15 protein-coding genes are annotated in these 17369 nt (G+C 65.2%); 7 read left to right on the top strand and 8 right to left on the bottom strand.

Annotated features, from left to right (window positions below):
* Nucleotides 1-56: 56 nt before the first annotated feature.
* Nucleotides 57-1589, top strand: a complete 1533-nt coding sequence (gene amaB / locus N511_RS0113655; RefSeq protein WP_027679823.1) for an L-piperidine-6-carboxylate dehydrogenase — start codon at nt 57-59, stop codon at nt 1587-1589.
* 71 nt (nt 1590-1660) lie between these two features.
* On the opposite strand, the gene N511_RS0113650 is transcribed toward amaB, so the two are convergent.
* A complete protein-coding gene (locus tag N511_RS0113650; RefSeq protein WP_027679822.1) occupies nt 1661-2926 on the bottom strand; it encodes a serine hydrolase domain-containing protein in 1266 nt (421 codons plus the stop codon).
* Nucleotides 2927-3085: 159 nt separating this feature from the next.
* On the opposite strand from N511_RS0113650, the gene N511_RS0113645 reads away from it, so the two are divergent.
* Nucleotides 3086-4003: a LysR substrate-binding domain-containing protein gene (locus tag N511_RS0113645; protein WP_027679821.1), complete on the top strand. Its 918-nt coding sequence runs from the start codon at nt 3086-3088 to the stop codon at nt 4001-4003.
* Nucleotides 4004-4012: 9 nt separating this feature from the next.
* On the opposite strand, the gene N511_RS0113640 is transcribed toward N511_RS0113645, so the two are convergent.
* Nucleotides 4013-4921 carry an alpha/beta fold hydrolase gene (locus N511_RS0113640; RefSeq protein ID WP_027679820.1) on the bottom strand — a complete coding sequence of 303 codons (909 nt, stop codon included), beginning with the start codon at nt 4919-4921 and terminating at the stop codon, nt 4013-4015.
* A gap of 173 nt (nt 4922-5094) precedes the next feature.
* Entirely contained in the window at nt 5095-6165 is a 1071-nt protein-coding gene (locus N511_RS0113635) for an NAD(P)H-dependent flavin oxidoreductase (RefSeq protein WP_027679819.1), read from the bottom strand.
* A 148-nt stretch (nt 6166-6313) separates the two neighbouring features.
* Between N511_RS0113635 and N511_RS0113630 the strand changes: the two genes are divergently transcribed.
* Nucleotides 6314-6895 (top strand): CGNR zinc finger domain-containing protein, encoded by a 582-nt coding sequence (locus N511_RS0113630; protein WP_027679818.1) that lies wholly within the window; start codon nt 6314-6316, stop codon nt 6893-6895.
* A 117-nt stretch (nt 6896-7012) separates the two neighbouring features.
* The gene (locus tag N511_RS0113625) at nt 7013-7786 is read left to right on the top strand and encodes an SDR family NAD(P)-dependent oxidoreductase (protein ID WP_027679817.1); all 774 of its coding nucleotides are present in this window, start codon (nt 7013-7015) and stop codon (nt 7784-7786) included.
* A gap of 301 nt (nt 7787-8087) precedes the next feature.
* On the opposite strand, the gene N511_RS0113620 is transcribed toward N511_RS0113625, so the two are convergent.
* The 5 genes from N511_RS0113620 to N511_RS0113600 form a co-directional block, all read right to left on the bottom strand.
* Complete coding sequence (locus tag N511_RS0113620) at nt 8088-9524, bottom strand: M20/M25/M40 family metallo-hydrolase (RefSeq protein ID WP_027679816.1); 1437 nt, start codon at nt 9522-9524, stop codon at nt 8088-8090.
* Nucleotides 9525-9713: 189 nt separating this feature from the next.
* Nucleotides 9714-11261, bottom strand: a complete 1548-nt coding sequence (locus N511_RS0113615) for a methyl-accepting chemotaxis protein (RefSeq protein WP_027679815.1) — start codon at nt 11259-11261, stop codon at nt 9714-9716.
* Between the two features lie 141 nt (nt 11262-11402).
* Nucleotides 11403-11894 carry a GNAT family N-acetyltransferase gene (locus tag N511_RS0113610; protein WP_037026896.1) on the bottom strand — a complete coding sequence of 164 codons (492 nt, stop codon included), beginning with the start codon at nt 11892-11894 and terminating at the stop codon, nt 11403-11405.
* Nucleotides 11895-11896: 2 nt separating this feature from the next.
* Nucleotides 11897-13303: an alkaline phosphatase family protein gene (locus N511_RS0113605; protein ID WP_027679813.1), complete on the bottom strand. Its 1407-nt coding sequence runs from the start codon at nt 13301-13303 to the stop codon at nt 11897-11899.
* Between the two features lie 108 nt (nt 13304-13411).
* Nucleotides 13412-14671, bottom strand: a complete 1260-nt coding sequence (locus N511_RS0113600; RefSeq protein WP_027679812.1) for an MFS transporter — start codon at nt 14669-14671, stop codon at nt 13412-13414.
* An 89-nt stretch (nt 14672-14760) separates the two neighbouring features.
* Here N511_RS0113600 and N511_RS0113595 point away from each other — a divergent pair, with 89 nt between their 5' ends.
* The 3 genes from N511_RS0113595 (at nt 14761) to N511_RS0113585 (ending at nt 17362) form a co-directional block, all read left to right on the top strand.
* The gene (locus N511_RS0113595; RefSeq protein ID WP_027679811.1) at nt 14761-15723 is read left to right on the top strand and encodes a GlxA family transcriptional regulator; all 963 of its coding nucleotides are present in this window, start codon (nt 14761-14763) and stop codon (nt 15721-15723) included.
* 64 nt (nt 15724-15787) lie between these two features.
* Nucleotides 15788-16453: a glutathione S-transferase gene (locus N511_RS0113590; protein ID WP_027679810.1), complete on the top strand. Its 666-nt coding sequence runs from the start codon at nt 15788-15790 to the stop codon at nt 16451-16453.
* Between the two features lie 48 nt (nt 16454-16501).
* On the top strand, nt 16502-17362 hold the full coding sequence (locus tag N511_RS0113585; protein WP_027679809.1) for a class I SAM-dependent methyltransferase: 861 nt from the start codon (nt 16502-16504) through the stop codon (nt 17360-17362).
* Nucleotides 17363-17369 lie beyond the last annotated feature (7 nt).

Here is a 17369-nt window from a genome sequence, read left to right as displayed (position 1 = left end):
CACCGCATCGCAACAGTTTTTCGATTGAACACGAGAGAAGAGCAAGGATTCACGCCATGTCAGATTCCCGAACACGATTGCAGACCGTACTGAAGGCCCTCGGCCTGGACCTGAAGGCCTATGAAGGCACGGACTGGACGAGCCGCGCCCCGCGCGATGGCACGGTATTGGCGACCGTGAAATCGCATACCGCCGGCCAGGCCGAGGCTGCCATCCAGAGTGCGCATCAAGCGTATCTGGCATGGCGCATCGTGCCGGCACCCGTGCGCGGCGAACTCGTGCGCCGCCTGGGCGAGGTGCTGCGTACGCACAAGGCGGCGCTGGGCGAACTGGTCTCGCTCGAAGCGGGCAAGATCACCTCCGAGGGCCTGGGCGAAGTGCAGGAGATGATCGACATCTGCGACTTCGCCGTCGGCCTGTCGCGGCAACTGCATGGCCTCACCATCGCCAGCGAGCGCCCGGGGCACCGGATGATGGAAACGTGGCATCCGATGGGCGTGGTGGGCATCATTTCGGCGTTCAACTTTCCGGTGGCGGTGTGGTCGTGGAACGCCGCGCTCGCCCTGGTGTGCGGCAACGCCATCGTGTGGAAGCCGTCGGAGAAAACACCGCTCACCGCCATTGCATGCCACCACCTGATGCAACAGGTGGTCGACGCGTTCAATGCAGAGAAGCCGGGCGCCATTCCTGCCGGACTGAGCCAACTGCTGATCGGCGGGCGCGACGTGGGCGAAGCGCTGGTCGCCAGCCACCTGGTGCCGGTGGTCAGCGCCACGGGCTCGACGCGCATGGGCCGCCAGGTGGGCGTGAAGGTGGCGGAACGCTTCGGCCGCTCCATCCTGGAGCTGGGCGGCAACAACGCGATGATCGTCACGCCGTCGGCGGATCTGGAACTGGCGGCGCGCGCCATCACGTTTGCCGCCGTCGGCACCGCGGGCCAACGCTGCACGTCGCTGCGCCGTTTGATCGTGCACCGCTCGGTGGCCGATACGCTGCTCGCTCGCCTGGAAAAGATCTACCAGAGCATTGCGATTGGCGACCCGCTGGCTGAGGGCACGCTGGTCGGCCCGTTGATCGACCAGGCCGCCTTCGACGGCATGCAGCAGGCACTCGCGCAAGCCCGGGCCGAAGGCGGCGAAGTGCTGGGCGGTGAGCGCGTGCGCGAAGACCTCGGCGCCGACGCCTGGTACGTCCGTCCTGCGCTGGTCAAGATGCCGAAGCCGACCAAGGTGATGGAAAGCGAAACCTTCGCGCCGATCCTCTATGTCGTGACGTACGACGGCGACACCGAACAGGCCATCGCGATCCAGAACGGCGTGCCGCAGGGTCTGTCGTCTGCGATCTTCACAGCCAACCTGAGCGACGCCGAACGCTTCATGTCGTCGGCAGGTAGCGACTGCGGCATCGCCAACGTCAACATCGGCACGTCGGGCGCCGAGATCGGCGGCGCATTCGGCGGCGAGAAGGAAACCGGCGGCGGCCGGGAATCCGGCTCGGACGCGTGGAAGGGCTACATGCGCCGCGCCACCAACACCGTCAACTACAGCGGCGCGCTGCCGCTGGCGCAGGGCGTTCGATTCGACGTTTGATCCGCGTCTGATCGATGTGATGTTCGGGCGGCGGCGCGCGATGCTCCGCCGCCTTGATGGTCAACAGGCGCTCAACACGCCGCGCCGCCCACATCGGTGATCGCGCTGTAGACCAGCGTGCGCAATTGCCGCCGCACAGGGTAGGCAGACGAAGGCAGCACCTGCGTCAGGAACAGGCCGATCAGGTCTTCCTGCGGATCCACCCAGAAGAAGGTGCCAGCCGCGCCGCCCCAGAAGAAATCGCCTGTGCTACCGGGAATCAACGTAGCGGCCTGCGAGATCGTGGTCGCGAAGCCCAGTCCGAACCCGACGCCGTCATATGCGGCCTCGCTGAACATCGAATGCGGCGACAGGCTCGACATGTCAGCCCCGCCCGGCAGATGGTTGGCAGTCATCAGCGCCACCGTTTTGGGCCCCAGCAGGCGCACGCCGTCCAGCTCACCGCCCTGCAGCAGCATGCGCGAAAAGCGCAGGTAGTCGGCCGCCGTCGAGAGCAAGCCACCGCCGCCCGACACGAAACTGGGCGGCTTCAGATACGGACTGGTGCGTGGATCGTCCTGCAAGACCGGCGCGCGATCGGACACCGCGTTCGTGCCGAGCGCCCCCACGGCATAACACGCGCAGAAGCGCGATGCCTTCTCCTCCGGCACATGGAAGGCCGTATCGACCATGCCCAGCGGATCGAAGATCCGTTCCTTCAGGAACGTCTCGAACGGGATGCCGCTGATCTTGCCGACAAGGTAGCCGAGCACATCGGTGGAAACGGAGTAGTTCCACGCCTCACCGGGCGAGAACTCCAGCGGCACGCCGGCCAGCTTCTCGATCATCTCGTCGAGCGTGCCACCGGTGACGACGTCACCCAGTTTCAGCCGCCGATAGGCTGCATCGACGTTGGTGTTCTGGTGGAAGCCGTAAGTCAGGCCGGAGGTGTGGCGCAGCAGGTCGACCATGCGCATCGGGCGCTTGACCGGGCGCGACTGGAAACCTTCCATGAAGCCGCCGACGTACACGCCCAGGTTTTTCCATGCGGGGATGAATTTGCTGACCGGATCGTCCAGCGCGACCTTGCATTCCTCCACCAGCATCATGAACGCCACCGACGTGATCGGCTTGGTCATCGAATAGATGCGGAAGATCGAGTCTTCAGCCAGCGGCACCTGGCGCTCGCGGTCGGCCCAACCCAGCACGGAGTTCAACGCCAGTTCGCCGCGCCGCCACACCTGGGTGAGCGTACCGGGCAGCTTGCCGGTCGCAATGTAGGCGTCATCGATGAAGCACTCGACGCGATCGAGCCGATCGCGGGACATCCCCTGCGTTTGCGTGCATTGCCTGTCCATGCCTTCTCCTTGCATTGATGCCAGACTCCGATCCGGCCTGCGCCGATGCTGACGCGCACAGCGCGCCCAGCGACACTGTACAGCGCCGAACCATGGGCCGCGAGAGCCCCCTGCCGGCGGCTATGCTTCAATGCGGTTCGACCGCAACCCCGTCCCGATATGAAGCGCTTCGACGACCTGTACCTCTTCACGCGCGTGGTGGAAGCCGGCGGCTTTTCCGCCGCCGAGCGCGCCACGGGCATCCCCAAGTCGCGCCTGAGCCGGCGCATTGCCGAACTGGAAGCGCAGCTCGGCACGCGGCTGCTGCAGCGCTCGAGCCATCGCGTATCGGTCACGCCGGTTGGCGAGGCGGTGTATCGGCATGCCCGCGACATGGCCGATGCCTCTGCGGCCATTGAAGCGCTGGCCGGTGCAGCACGCAGCGAACCGGCCGGCGTGCTGCGCGTCGGCACCTCGCCGTTGCTGGCAGAAACGCTGCTGGCGGGTTGGCTGGCCGAATTTGCCGATGCGCATCCGAAGCTGCGCATCGAGCTGGACTTGTCCAACACATACGTCGACCTGATCGAGCAGCGCATTGACGTGGCGATCCGCGCGGCCACCGGGCCGCTGCCTTCGCGCGATGTGGTGGCGCGGCATCTGGTGATCTCGCCGCGCGTGCTGGTGGCCAGCCCCGCGTTGATTGCGCGTGTGGGCGAGCCGGACACGCCGGCTTCGCTGGAAGACTTTCCCTGCCTGGGGCAGGGCTCGCTCACCCGCAGCCGCGATTGGGTGCTGCAGGATGCGCGCGGCCATCGGCTGTCGCTGCCGATTCGCCCGCGCTTTGCCAGCGACAACATCATCGCCCTGCGTGAAGCCGCCATCGCGGGCCTGGGCCTGACCATCCTGCCGCAGCATTGCTGCCATGCGGCGCTTGCCAGTGGCCAAGTGCGCAGGGTGCTGCGCGGCTGGACGCCTGAACCGGCCGACCTGCACGCGCTCTATCCGTCGCGCGCAGGTGTGCCGCCTTCAGTGAAGGCCCTGGTGGCGTTCCTGCGCGAACGCTTTGCCGCCGAAGCCACCATGCAGCCGATGCCTTGACGCTGCGCGTTACTTCACCACGCGGCCAAGGAAGTCGAGCATGCGGGCACCAATTTCCGCATGGTGCGTCTCCAGCGCAAAGTGGCCGCTGTCGACAAAGTGGATCTCCGCATCCGGCAGGTCGCGCTTGAAGGCCTCCGCGCCGGGCGGAATGAAAATGGTGTCATTGCGGCCCCACACTGCCAGCAGCGGCGGACGATGCGCGCGGAAATACGCATGCAGCGCCGGATACAGCGCCACGTTGCTCGCGTAATCCAGGAACAGATCCATCTGGATGTCGAGCTGGCCCGGACGGCTCAGAAAATACTGATCCAGCAGGTAACCATCCGGCGCCACACGCGTCGGGTCAGGCACGCCATCCAGGTATTGCCACTGCGTCATTTCGTCGGAGACGAGTGCATGCAACTCGCGGCGATGCGCTTCGTCGGGGTGGTTCCAATACGCCTTGATTGGCGCCCACGGACCTTCGCCCAGCCCGTCCTCATAGCCGTTGCCGTTTTGCGTGACGATGGCGCTGATGCGCTCCGGATGCGCCATCGCCAGGCGCCAGCCCACCGGCGCGCCGTAATCGAACACGTAGATTGCGTACCGCGACAGGCCGATCGCCTGCGTAAAGCCATCGACCACATGCGCAAGGTTGTCGAACGTGTAGCGGAAACCGCTCGGCACCTGCGTCAGGCCAAAGCCGGGAAAGTCCGGCGCCACCACGCGATAGTGCTCAGCCAACTGCGGAATCAGGTTGCGGAACATATGCGATGCGCTCGGAAAGCCGTGCAACAACAGCACGGTGGGCGCATCGGCGGGGCCGGCCTCGCGATAGAACATGCGTACACCTTCAACATCCACCGTGCGATGACGCACAGCGTTGGGGGCATACGCATCGACAACCAGATCAGCGGTTCGGGCAGGGGCGTTCATGGCAAGGCTCCGGATGGGTTTCGAGAACAAGCAACGAAACCATCGTAACCACGTAAACAACGTTTTTCAAGTTACATGAAATTTTCCCATCGCTCGCATGCCGATTTGTGATGTGAAACAAAACGGGCACGCCGTCTGGCGTGCCCGCGCGGGAAACGATGCAGCAGAAAAACTCAGGTGAGTCGCTCGAGCGCCTGGGCCGCAATGCGCCGCGTGATGGCCTCGGCCGAGTCTTCCGTGGCCAGCTGGCCGGCCTGACCCGACCACAGATTGATGAAATCGCCCGAGCCGGTCGGCTCCGTCTTGGCGCGCAGCGGCGCCAACGCGCCGCCGGCTGTCGGAAAGGCCGGCGCAAACGGGCTCATCGGGCCGATCTCGCGCATCAGCCGGTTGACGATGCCGCGCGCCGGTCGGCCGGTAAACAAATTGGTGAGCGCGGTGTCGGCATCCGTTGCCTGCTTGAGCGCCGCGCGATGAATGGCCGATGTCTTGGCCTCCGGCGACAGCATGTAGGCGGTGCCGATCTGCACGGCCGATGCCCCCAGCGCCAACGCTGCCACCAAGCCGCGCGCATCGCCGATGCCGCCGGCTGCAATGATGGGCACTTTCACCGCATCGGCCACCTGCGGCACCAGCGCGAACGTGCCGACCTGCGATTCGATCGTCTTGGCGAGGAACATGCCGCGGTGGCCCCCCGCCTCGTTGCCCATGGCGATGATGGCGTCTACGCCGCGTGCTTCCAGCCAGCGCGCTTCTTCCACCGTGGTGGCAGCGGAGATGATCTTCGCGCCTGCGGCCTTCACGCGGGCCTGCAGCTCCGGTGTCGGCAGGCCAAAGTGGAAGCTCACCACCTCCGGCTTCAATTCCTCCACCAGCGCGCAGGTCGCCTCGTCGAACGGCGCCCGGTTGACGGCCGGCGCTTGCGCATTCAAATCGATACCGAACTCGGCGTAGTACGGCGCCAGATGAGCACGCCATTTGGCATCGCGCTCGGGGTCCGGCTGCGGCGGCGTGTGACAGAAGAAGTTCAGGTTGATGGGGCCCCGCACGGCCGCCCGATACTGCTCGACCTGTTGGCGGATCTGCTCAACGTTGAGCATCGCGCACGGCAGCGAACCGAGGCCGCCGCCCCGCGCCACGGCAATCGCCAGCTCCACGCCGGCCACGCCCGCCATCGGTCCCAACACGATGGGCACTTCGATGTTGAACAACTCCAGCACGCGTGCATCGGGCCATGCGCTCATGATCGTCTCCGGCGAGTTACTTGGATGACACATGGTAATGCGGCGGACTTTTCACCGGACGGATCCGTTGAAACGCACGCGCAACAAGTAACTGGCATAGCTTATTAAATTGGTTACAATTCAACCCACCGCCTTTTTGAAAATCGCCATGCCCGCACCCGCTGCTGCCGCCGATGCTCCCCTGCTGATCGCCGACGATCCGGTGCTGGACATGCTCAACACCGTGGCCAACGTCAACGGCCAGCCGCACGATTTCTGGCAGAACGACGTCGATGTCTCCGATTGGCTGGTGCGCGCCGGCTGGCTCGCGGAGCCCGTGACAGGCCGCTATCCGCCTGGCGTACTGCTGGCCGTGGCGCGGCACCTGCGCGAAGTGATTCGCACCTTGGTGGAAGCACGCAAGTCAGGCCGTGCGGCCAACGCCGATGCGCTGAACGTGTTCCTGCGGCAGGCGCCAAGCCATCCTGTGTTGGTCTGGGAAAACGGCACCCCGCGCGTCGAGCGCCTGCGCCCCACCGATTCGGTCGAGCAATGTCTGGCGCCGCTGGCCGAAGCCGCCGCGCATCTGCTCGCCGAAGGCGATTTCCAGCTCGTGCGCGTGTGCGAACACCCCGAATGCACGCTGTGGTTTTACGACCGCACCAAGTCGCACAAGCGCCGCTGGTGCAGCATGGCCGTCTGCGGCAACCGGCACAAGGTGGCTGAATACCGCAAACGCCAGCAGGGCTGATCGCAGCCTCGGTCGTTCCAATGCTGGAACGCCGCGTCGCGGCCAAACGGGCTGCGCACCAGGCGGCTGGTTCGTAACCTGTTCTCCCGAAACATCGCACCCATTCAGGAGAACAGCATGTCCGAAACTCAAACCACCCCATCGACGAACGCGCAACGCCTGGCAGGCCGCACCGCCATCGTCACCGGAGGATCACGCGGCATCGGCGCCGCCGTAGCGCATCGACTGGCCGCCGACGGCGCGCGCGTGGCCGTGGTCTATCGCAGCAACGCCGCAGAAGCCGATGCCGTGGTCAACAGCATCCGCACCACCGGTGCACAAGCCATTGCCGTGCAAGCCGACGTGAGCGACGCGCCGTCCGTTGACGCAATGGTGAGCATCGTGCGCGAAGCCTTCGGCGCCATCGACATCCTCGTCAACAATGCCGGCATTCTGGAAAACCAGCCGGTCGGCAGCATCGACCTCGCATCGTTCGACACGCAGTTCCGCACCAATGCGTTCTCGACGATTCTCGTCACGCAAGCGGTGCTGCCGCATGTGCCGGCACGCGGCGGGCATATCGTGAATGTGTCTTCCAGCCTGGTGTACCGGCCCCGCGCAGGGCTGGCGGTGTATGCGGCAAGCAAGGCGGCCGTCAGCGCCCTCACCCACGCGTTTGCCATAGAACTGGGCCCCCGCAACATCACCGTCAACGCCGTGGCCCCCGCCCTCACGCGCACCGACATGACCGCCCCGATTCCCGATGAAGTGAAAGCGCGCATGCGCGAATCAACCCCGATGGGCCGCCTGGCCGAGCCGGAAGACATCGCCGACGCCATCGCCTTCCTGGCCTCGGACGACGCCCGCTGGATCACCGGCCGCACCCTGATGACCGACGGCGGCTTCATCTAACAACCCGTCCCTCCGACCGAGGCCGGCTAAGACACCAGCCCAGGTACACAGTGGGTGTGGCCGTCCCCTGCCCTAGATGGCGCCTTGGATTTTTGTCGCGGGGAGGAAAAAGAGGGGAGGCTGTCTGAGCGCAGCGAGTTTGCCTCCCCTCCCTCCCCGTGACGAAAATCCAAGGGGAAGTCGCCATCTCGGGCGCGCCTTTCTTTGCTTACCTTTCTTTGGCAAGACAAAGAAAGTAAGTCGGCCCCGCCAGGGGCCGAAACCCAACAAAAACCAGCACGAACAAGCCGCGCCCAACAATTTACTCAGCCAACTGCTTCACAAGCCGATAAAGAAACTCCCGCCCGTCATACAACCGCGCAATCTCGATACGCTCATCCAGACCATGCGTGCGGAGGTCAGCCGGCTCGGTAAACAACCCCGACACGCCATACATCGGAATACCGGCGTTGCGCATGAACCGGCTGTCCGTCGCACCCGTACTCATGGCGGGAATGACCGGCACATTCCACATCTGCTGCGTCAGCGCTTCCACCGTCTTCACCAAGTCGCCATTGAGCGGCGACGCAGGACTCGCCAGCGGCTTGTTGACGTAGCGCACGCTGATCTTCTCGTTGCCGATCACCTGCTTCAACTGACGATCGATATCGGCCGGATCATCGTGCGGCAGGATGCGGCAATTGACGGTGGCCTTGGCCGATTGCGGCAGCGCGTTTTCGGCGTGGCCGGCGTTGACCATGGTCGCCACGCACGTCGTGCGCAACTGCGCGTTGTAGAACGGAATGGCCGAGAGCCGATCGATCGCCGCCTGGTCCGGCTTGCCGGTGCCGACCGAACGCATGTCGTCCGCCAGTTGCCCCGTGGCCAGCGGCGCGCTGCGGGCAAAGTACGTCTGGGTCACGTCGGCCAGCTTGACGGGAAACTGATACGCCCCCAGCCGATCCAGCGCCGCCGACAGTGCATAGATCGGGTTCGTCTTCGTCGGCACCGAACTGTGTCCGCCCACGTCGCGCACTTCCAGCTCATACGTCGTGTACATCTTCTCGGCCACCTGAATGCGGTGCAGCACCGGCTTGCCGTTGCGCAGCTCGCCGCCACCGCCTTCATTGATACCGAACTCGGCTTTCACCAGCTCCGGCTTGTTGTTGACGATCCAGTACGCGCCGTTGGTCGGCACATCGCCGCGCTCCTCGTCGGTGGTCAACGCCAGGATGATGTCGCGCGACGGCTTGAAGCCTTCCTGTTTAAGCTGGCCCAGCACCGACACGAAGGCCGAGGCCATGGCCTTGTCGTCGATCGCGCCCCGTGCGGTGAAATAGCCGTCGGTCTCCTGCAGCTTGAACGGGTCGGTCTTCCAATCTTCGCGCTTGGCTTCGACCACGTCGATGTGGGCAAGCAGCAGCATCGGCTTCTTGCCGCCCGAGCCCTTCCAGCGCAGTACGAGATTGCCCTTTTTCGGGAAAGGCTCCAGCACCTGCATGTCGGCAGCAGCAAAGCCAGCATCGCGCAAGCGTTTTTCCATCGCGCGCGCGGCCTGGGTCGTGTCACCGGCCGAATGCGTCGTGTTGATCTCGACCAGCTCTTTATAGATGTCGTGGTAGCGCTGCTGCTCGGGCGTGAGCGTGGTGGGCGCGGGCTTGCTGGCGGGAATGGTCTGAGCGAACGCGCCGGCGCTGCATGCCAACACGGCAGCAGACACCAAGACGCGAACGGGAACACGACGACACTGGAAACGCATGACACCTCCGGATAATCGTTATGTGAACCGGCTCATGGCTCTTGGCGAGTGGCTCGGGGGCGTAGCAGGAGCATGAGCGGCTTCTGGATGCACCGCATAAAACAAAGCGGGGCCGACCCGAAGGCCGACCCCGCAGTGTAGCGCCGCGGCAGCCATTTCGCTGCCGGGGCAACCCCTCAGGAACCTGCTTTACATCGCCACGCGGAACACCGCCACCGCACGACGCAACTCATCCGCCTGTTCTTCCAGCGCCTGCGCAGCGGCCGCGGCTTCTTCAACCAGCGCAGCGTTCTGCTGCGTCACGTCGTCCATCTGCGTGACGGCTTCGTTGATCTGCTCGATACCGGTGCTTTGCTCAGCCGAGCCCGCGCTGATCTCGCCCATGATGTCGGTCACGCGCTTCACGGCCACGACGATCTCTTCCATCGTCTTGCCCGCACGTGCCACCAGCGTCGAGCCGGATTCCACACGCGTGGCGGAATCTTCGATCAACGATTTGATTTCCTTGGCGGCACCTGCGCTGCGCTGTGCCAGCGTGCGCACTTCACCGGCCACCACGGCAAAGCCGCGACCCTGTTCACCGGCACGCGCCGCTTCCACCGCGGCGTTGAGCGCCAGGATGTTGGTCTGGAACGCAATGCCTTCGATCACGGCGATGATGTCGGTGATCTTGCGCGACGATTCGCTGATCTCGCCCATGGTGGTCACCACGTCCTGCACCACGGCACCGCCCTGCACGGCAATCTCGGAGGCGTTGACGGCCAGCGTGCTCGCCTGGCGCGCGTTGTCGGCGTTCTGCTTCACGATGCTCGTCAGCTCTTCCATGCTCGATGCGGTTTCCTCCAGCGAGCTGGCCTGCTCTTCCGTGCGCTGCGACAGATTGGTGTTGCCCGCGGCGATCTGCTGCGTGGCGGAGGCAATCGACTCGCTGCCGCGACGCACCGTCACCACGGTTTCCTTCAGCTTGGCTTGCATCTGCTGCAGGCCTTCCATCAGCAGGCCCATCTCGTCACGCGAGTGGATGCGCACGTCCGTGGTCAGGTTGCCACCTGAAATTTCGTGGAAGTGCACGAGCATCTCTGCGAGCGGGCGCGAGATGGCGCGCGACAGGACGAAATAGCAACCCGCGGCCAGCGCAAGCCCGATGGCAATCACGATACCGAAGGTCCACAGCAGCCCATTGAAGAACGACTGCGATGCCGCGTAGGCGACCGAAGACACTTCCTCCTGAATCGCATTCAGGCGATCGGACTGCTCTGCATAGACACGGAACTGCGTCGGGATTTTTTCCAGTGCCAGCACGCGCGCCGCGTCCTTGTCGCCACGACGGAGCGCATCAATCGCACCACCGATCCCATCCTTGATGATGAGGCTGCGCTGCTTCCCGGCCTCGCCAGCGATACGCTCTTCCTCCGGCGTCGAGAACGGCAGGGCCAGATAGCTTTTCCATGCTTTCTCGCTGTTCTGAATCTGCACTTCAACGCGGCCGAGTGCGTCTGCACTCTTGGCAGAATCGGGATCAAAGATGGCGCGATCCAGTGCAGTGCGTGCTTGCGCAAGCTTGGATTCAGCCTGCCCCAGCGCGCGCGTGGAGGGAAGGTTGTTGGCGAAGGTTTCCTTGAGCGCCGCGTTGGAGCGCAGGTTACCGACCAGTCCCAGGACACCGACACCCGTCAGGAACACAGCCAGAACAAACAGCACCAGCGCCAGCCGTGCCTTGATGGAGAGCGTCTTCATATCTGTCGCGCGAAGTTGGGGGAGCGTGAGGTGGTTCCTCTGGGGGAACCGAGTTCAGCAAAACTAACGACAGATCCTCAGCAATCTTTAACCACATTGCGAGGGTTTCCCCGAAGAGCAACGGCCCATGCGACTCTTGGCTCACGCCTGCGTCCACTCCATCAACGCGTTATCCAGCGGAACACCGCGCACCGTCACGGTCTGGCGCACGACCACGCGAAACCCGTTGCTCGCAAAGAACGGCTCGGCGCTCAAGCTCACATGCGCTTGCATGCGCGACACCTCACGCTGCGCCGCCAGCTCCAGGATGTGATGCATGAGTTGTTGGCCGATGCCTCGTCGCGCATGCGCGGCTGATACGAAGAAGTGATCGATATAGCCGTTCGCCTGCAAATCGGCATAAGCGACAGGCTGCCCGTCGAGTTCCGCCACGAAGGGCTGGATGCGGCGGATACGCTCATTCCATTGGGCCACGTCGTAGTCGGTCGGGGCCCAGGCTTCACATTGTTCGGGCGTGTATCGGTGGGCGGCGATACCGTGCACGGCGGAGTGAAAGACAGCGTGCAGGAGCGGCTCGTCGCCAGGTCGGAAAGCGCGTATGACGACAGGCGGATGCGGAAGCGGTGCGTTCATGATCATTGCCCCGAGTGCGGCAGATCCATCGATGCCAGCACGTCCTTGATGTGCTGCGCCGCCTGCTGGGCATTCTGCGCAGCAGGCACCGGCGGCTGCTGATCGGTCGAGAGGTTGCGCACGTGGTCGTCAATGCTGATGCCGGTGCCCAGCGGCGCCAGCATCGACGCCGACTCGTGCATGGCCCATTGGAAGTCGTTGAGCGGGGCGTTGCGGGCGGCCTGCAAACCGGCTGGGTTCGCGGCCATGACACGGGCCACGACGGGCTCGCGATCGTCATCGGGCGCGCTCAATTCGAGCACGTGGCCGAGATCCGGCGCACTGGCGTCGCGGGCGGTGAGGGGAGTCCGGATGTTGTAGCGCATGCGCAGTGTCTTGATGATGGCGGTGTGATCATACGGCTGCGCCACATTCGAGCGGAAGATCGTGCCCTTGGGAATCCACGGCGACACCACCACCGCCGGCACGCGCACGCCCAGCCGGTCGAACGCGAAAAGCTGCCCCGGCTGCGGCGGGCTGGGCGGCACCACGGCGGGCGGCGGCACGTGGTCGAAGCAGCCACCGTGCTCGTCAAAGGTGATGACGAACAGGGTCTGATGCCATTGCGGCGAACTGCGCAGCGCGTTGTACACCTGCGCGACGAGGGCATCGCCGTAGCCGACATCGTGCGGCGGATGCATATCGTTGGGCCAGTCCAGATCGGCAAAGTAGCGGGGCTCGATAAAGCTGTACGAGGGCAGCTTGCCGCTGGATGCATCGTCGAGAAAATCGTCGAACAGATGAAAGTGGTCCAGATGCAGCCACAGCCGCGTGAGCGTGAGCGATTGCGCGAAGTCGTGGTAGTAGACGGCCCAGTCGTCGGGCACCACGCCGTCGAGCGCGTTGAACAGCGTCGGCATCAAGTACGGAAAATGCACCGGCGAGTTGTTCGGATAACCGTGCGCGGTGCCGGTGTGGACAAAGAACCGGTTGGGCCATGTCTGGCACGGCGCCGAGGCAAACCACGCATCGCACACGGCGTAATTGCGTGCCAGCGTGCTGAGCGCGGGCAGCTGGTCCGACGTGAAGAAATGCATGATGTCGCGCGGGTCGCCACCGTTCTTGGCGTAGTTGGTGGTGAAGCCCTGCATGGTGGGCGTCTGCCCCAGCGGTATCTGCTGGCCGAAGAGCTGCTGGTTGATGTCGGTGAAGAGTTCGCCCGGGTCGGGATTGGGCAGCGTCATCACGTTGGCCGGCGCGGGCGTCGTCCATACACGGATCGGCTGGCCACCGCCGTCGGGGTTGGTCTCTTCGCCCGACAGGCCGTCGAACTCCGCGCTCTTTGAATACAGCGTGCCGAACAGGTTGTCGAACGACCGGTTCTCCAACATCAGCACGACCACGTGGTCGATTGCGCCCAAGCCTGCCATGGTGGCCCCCTCGTTTCATTGTGTTGCTTCGTTTTGCGGGGCCGCCGCGCCGGGCGGCGCCCTGCGGCTCACTATAGGAAGAAACGAGGGGATTGGCGCTGCGTGCGCCTATGGACGCTGCGCCGGCAGCACACGCCACGCAATCAGCGCGCTGCCCGCCGCCACGAGCCACACCACCGGCCACGACGACCACGCCAGCACCTGCGGCAGACACAGCGACGTGAGCCCCAGCGCCGCAAACGCGCCTGTATTGCCAAGCCCCAGCGCCGTACCTGCGCGCTGCGCGCCGGCCAGCGTGGCAAGTTCCGTATAGCCCACGCCATGCCACGCCGATACGCAAATGCCGCCCGCCACCACGGCCGCCACCAGCGCCACCCGCATGACCGACAGATCGACCGACAGCGCCGAGGTCATCCACGCCACGCCGGCCAGCACGACGAACAGCGCGACGCTCAACCGCGCACACGCCAGCAGATAGGCGCGGCGATTGCCGTGGCGGTCGGTCCAGCGGCCGCTCCACACGCGCATGACAGCCGCTCCGCCCTGCACCGCGGCCATGGTCAGGCTGAGCGTCAGCACATTGGCATGCGCAAAGTCGCGCAGGAACACCGTGGCGAACGCGACGACGGCCCCTTGCGGCACGCACAGCAGCCCAATGGCCAGCGCCATGCGCAACAGCGTTGGATCGCGCAGCGGGCCAGTCTTGCCCGGCGTGGCTGCTTGCGCAACGGCATTCACCATATCCGGCGCGTCATGCACCCACAGCCACGTCAGCACCGCAGTCAATGCACACGCCGCCGCCAGCACGCCGTAGACGGCGGCAAACCCGGCGTGCGCGGCTAGGCTCGGCAGCACGAGCGCCCCAATGCCGCCGCCCAGCGGTACGGCGGTCTGGCGGATGCTCATGGCCAATCCGCGCTCGCCTTCGCGAAACCATCCCATGACCGCGCGGCCGCTCGATCCGTTCACGCTGCCGCCCAGCAGGCCGACGCTCAGCATGCCGCCCACCAGCCACGCAAGCGGCGGCACGTTGCCATGCAGCGGCACCACGCAACATGCCATCACGAACAGCGCCAGCGCGGTCAGCCCCAGCCCCGCCAGCAGCACCGTGCGATCGCCCCAGCGGTCGGTCAGCAAGCCCCACGGCAGCTCGCTGATGGCAATGCCCAGCCCCAGCGCGCCCAGCGCCACACCCAGCTCCGCATTGCCCAGGTGATACGCCGAGCGGATGAACACGGCCGTCGTCGGGATGCCCGAAAACGCGGCCGAAAAACTCGCATTGGCGGCCACCCCCACGCCCAGCACCTTCCAGCGGTGATGGCGCGACATCGGCGTCGCCGTGGCCGGCAAGCACATCGCGGTTGTCATGATCGTCTCTCCAGAAATGCGTTTGACAGCAGCAGTCTGGCGGAGCAACATCAGGCCTAAATGACGTTAATCCCTCATTTCAAGACATCATGCGCAGAATCGGCTTTTTGGTGTTTCCGGGCTGCAGCCTGCTCGATTTCACCGGCCCGCTGACGGCCTTTGACGTGGCGAACCGCCTGGCACCCCAGCCGGCGTACCGGATCGACGTGCTGTCCGAAGGCGGCGCGCAGGTGCAAAGCGCGCCCGGCCTCGTCATGCAGACGCAGGGCCTGGACGATCCGGCCTTCGATACGTTGATCATTTCGGGCGGCAATGGCCCGCGTGAAGACGCGTTCTCGCCGCGGCTGATCGCTTTCGTGCGGGAAGCGGCAGCACACTCGCGACGCATGACGAGCGTGTGCTCCGGCGCGTTTGCCCTGGCGGCGGCAGGCCTGCTCGATGGCTGCCGCGCCACCACGCATTGGCGCATGGCAGCACTGCTGCAGCGGCGCTATCCGCGCGTGCAGGTGCAGAGCGACCACATCTTCATCCACGACGGGCCGGTGTGGACGTCGGCCGGCATCTCGTCGGGCATCGACCTGGCGCTGGCGCTCATCGAGGAAGATCTGGGCGTCGACGTGTCGCGCGCCGTGGCCCGCGAGCTGGTGGTCTACCACCGGCGGCCCGGCGGGCAATCGCAGTTCTCGACCTTGCTGGAGCTAGACCCGGCATCGAGCCGCATCGCGCGTGCGCTGGGCTACGCGCGCGAACACCTGCACGAAGCGCTGGACGTCGACCGCCTCGCCGAAGTGGCCCACCTGAGCCGCCGCCAGTTCGACCGCGCTTTCGTGGCGGAGACCGGCCAGACGCCCGCCAAGGCCATCGAAAAACTCCGTGCCGAAATCGCCCGGCCGCGCGTGGAAGCCGGCGATGAATCGCTGGAGCACATCGCGCGCGCCGTGGGCTTTGCCGACCCCGAACGCATGCGGCGTGCGTTCATTCGCGTATTCGGGCAGCCGCCGCAATCGGTGCGCCGCTCGGGGCGGTCGGGGCACACGCGTCTGGCCGCGTAGCACGCCGCGCCCATGAATCCGCTACCCTGACGCGCCTGAAATCCGTAGCCCCGCATTCGTACCGATGTCCGACAATCCAGCCCTGCCCCTGCTCTACAGCTATCGCCGCTGCCCCTACGCCATGCGTGCGCGCCTGGCGATGCTGCAAGCCAATCGGCGCTTCCAGACCTACGAGATCGTCATGCGCGACAAGCCTGCCGAACTGCTGGCGCTGTCCCCAAAAGGCACCGTTCCCGTCTTGCGTTTGACCGACGGCAGCGTGCTGGAAGAGAGCCTCGACATCATGCAGTGGGCCTTCGAAGCACGCGACCCACAAGGCTGGTGGAGCCGCGCGCAATCCGACGAGAACCTCGCGCTGCTGCGCACCAACGACGGCGAGTTCAAGCACCAGCTCGATCGCTACAAATACCCCGATCGCTATCCGCAAGAGACCGCACCGCGCGAGACGGCCCGTGCCCGGGCAACCGAAACGCTGCTGAGACCGCTGGAATCCCGCTTGCTGGCGCAACGCTATCTTGGTGGCGCGACGCCGTGCGCCACCGATCTGGCGATCTTCCCGTTCGTGCGGCAGTTTGCGGCGGTGGAGCCGGACTGGTTTGCTGCCCAGCCACTGCCCGCTGTGCAAGCCTGGCTGGCCGAGTGGCTCGCCAGCCGCCTGTTCGAGGTGTGCATGACGAAGCAGCCCGTGCAGGCCGTTGCCGTGTTTCCGGAGTATCACCAACCCGATTGATCGACTGACCAGCTCACCGGCAGGTCCACCAATGGAGGCGTGTGTGCAATGAACGACCCACAGACAGCATCCCCCGACAGCACCGCAGCGCGCGTCGCGTTGTGGCGCGCCTTGCACGTGCACAGCGATGCACCGCCGCACGTGCTGGAAGACGAGGTTGGCCTGAAGCTGCTCGCCCCGGAACCGGGCTGGCAACAACGTGGCGACATGGACCCGCAATTCACGCGGCCGTTTCGCGCGTCCATCGTGGCGCGTGCGCGCTTTATCGAAGACCTCGTCATCGAACACGCGGTCCGTGGCTTGACCCAGTATGTGATTCTTGGCGCCGGGCTGGACAGCTTTGCGCAACGCCGGCCCGATGTGGCATCGCGCATGACGGTGTTTGAAGTCGATCAGCCCGGCCCGCAAGCCTGGAAGCGCCAACGTTTGGCAGAACTGGACTTTGGCGTTCCACAGTGGCTGCGCTTCGTGCCGGTGGATTTCGAGGCGCGCGAATCCTGGCAGGAGGCGCTGGTTGCGGCGGGGTTTGATGCAAGCCGGCCCGCCATCGTGGTGTCCACGGGCGTGAGCATGTATCTGTCGAAGGAAGCCAATGCGGCCACGTTGCGGCAAGTGGCGTCGCTGGCGCCGGGCTCGATGCTGGCGATGACGTTCCTGCTGCCGCTCGAAATGGCCGACCCGGATGTCCGCCCCGGCCTCGAGATGGCGGAGAAAGGCGCGCGCGCAAGCGGCACACCGTTCATCAGCTTCTTTACGCCGCCGGAGATGCTCGCGCTGGCGCGCGAAAACGGTTTTCGCGATGCCCAGCACATCTCGGCAGACATGTTGACGGAGCGCTACTTCGCGGGCCGGGCCGATGGCCTGCGCCCGCCGCGCAATGCAGAGGAACTGTTGCTGGCGATGGTCTAGACGCGCA

The organism is Ralstonia sp. UNC404CL21Col, assembly GCF_000620465.1.
Lineage (GTDB): Bacteria > Pseudomonadota > Gammaproteobacteria > Burkholderiales > Burkholderiaceae > Ralstonia > Ralstonia flatus.
This window is presented reverse-complemented; position numbering and strand designations above follow the sequence as displayed.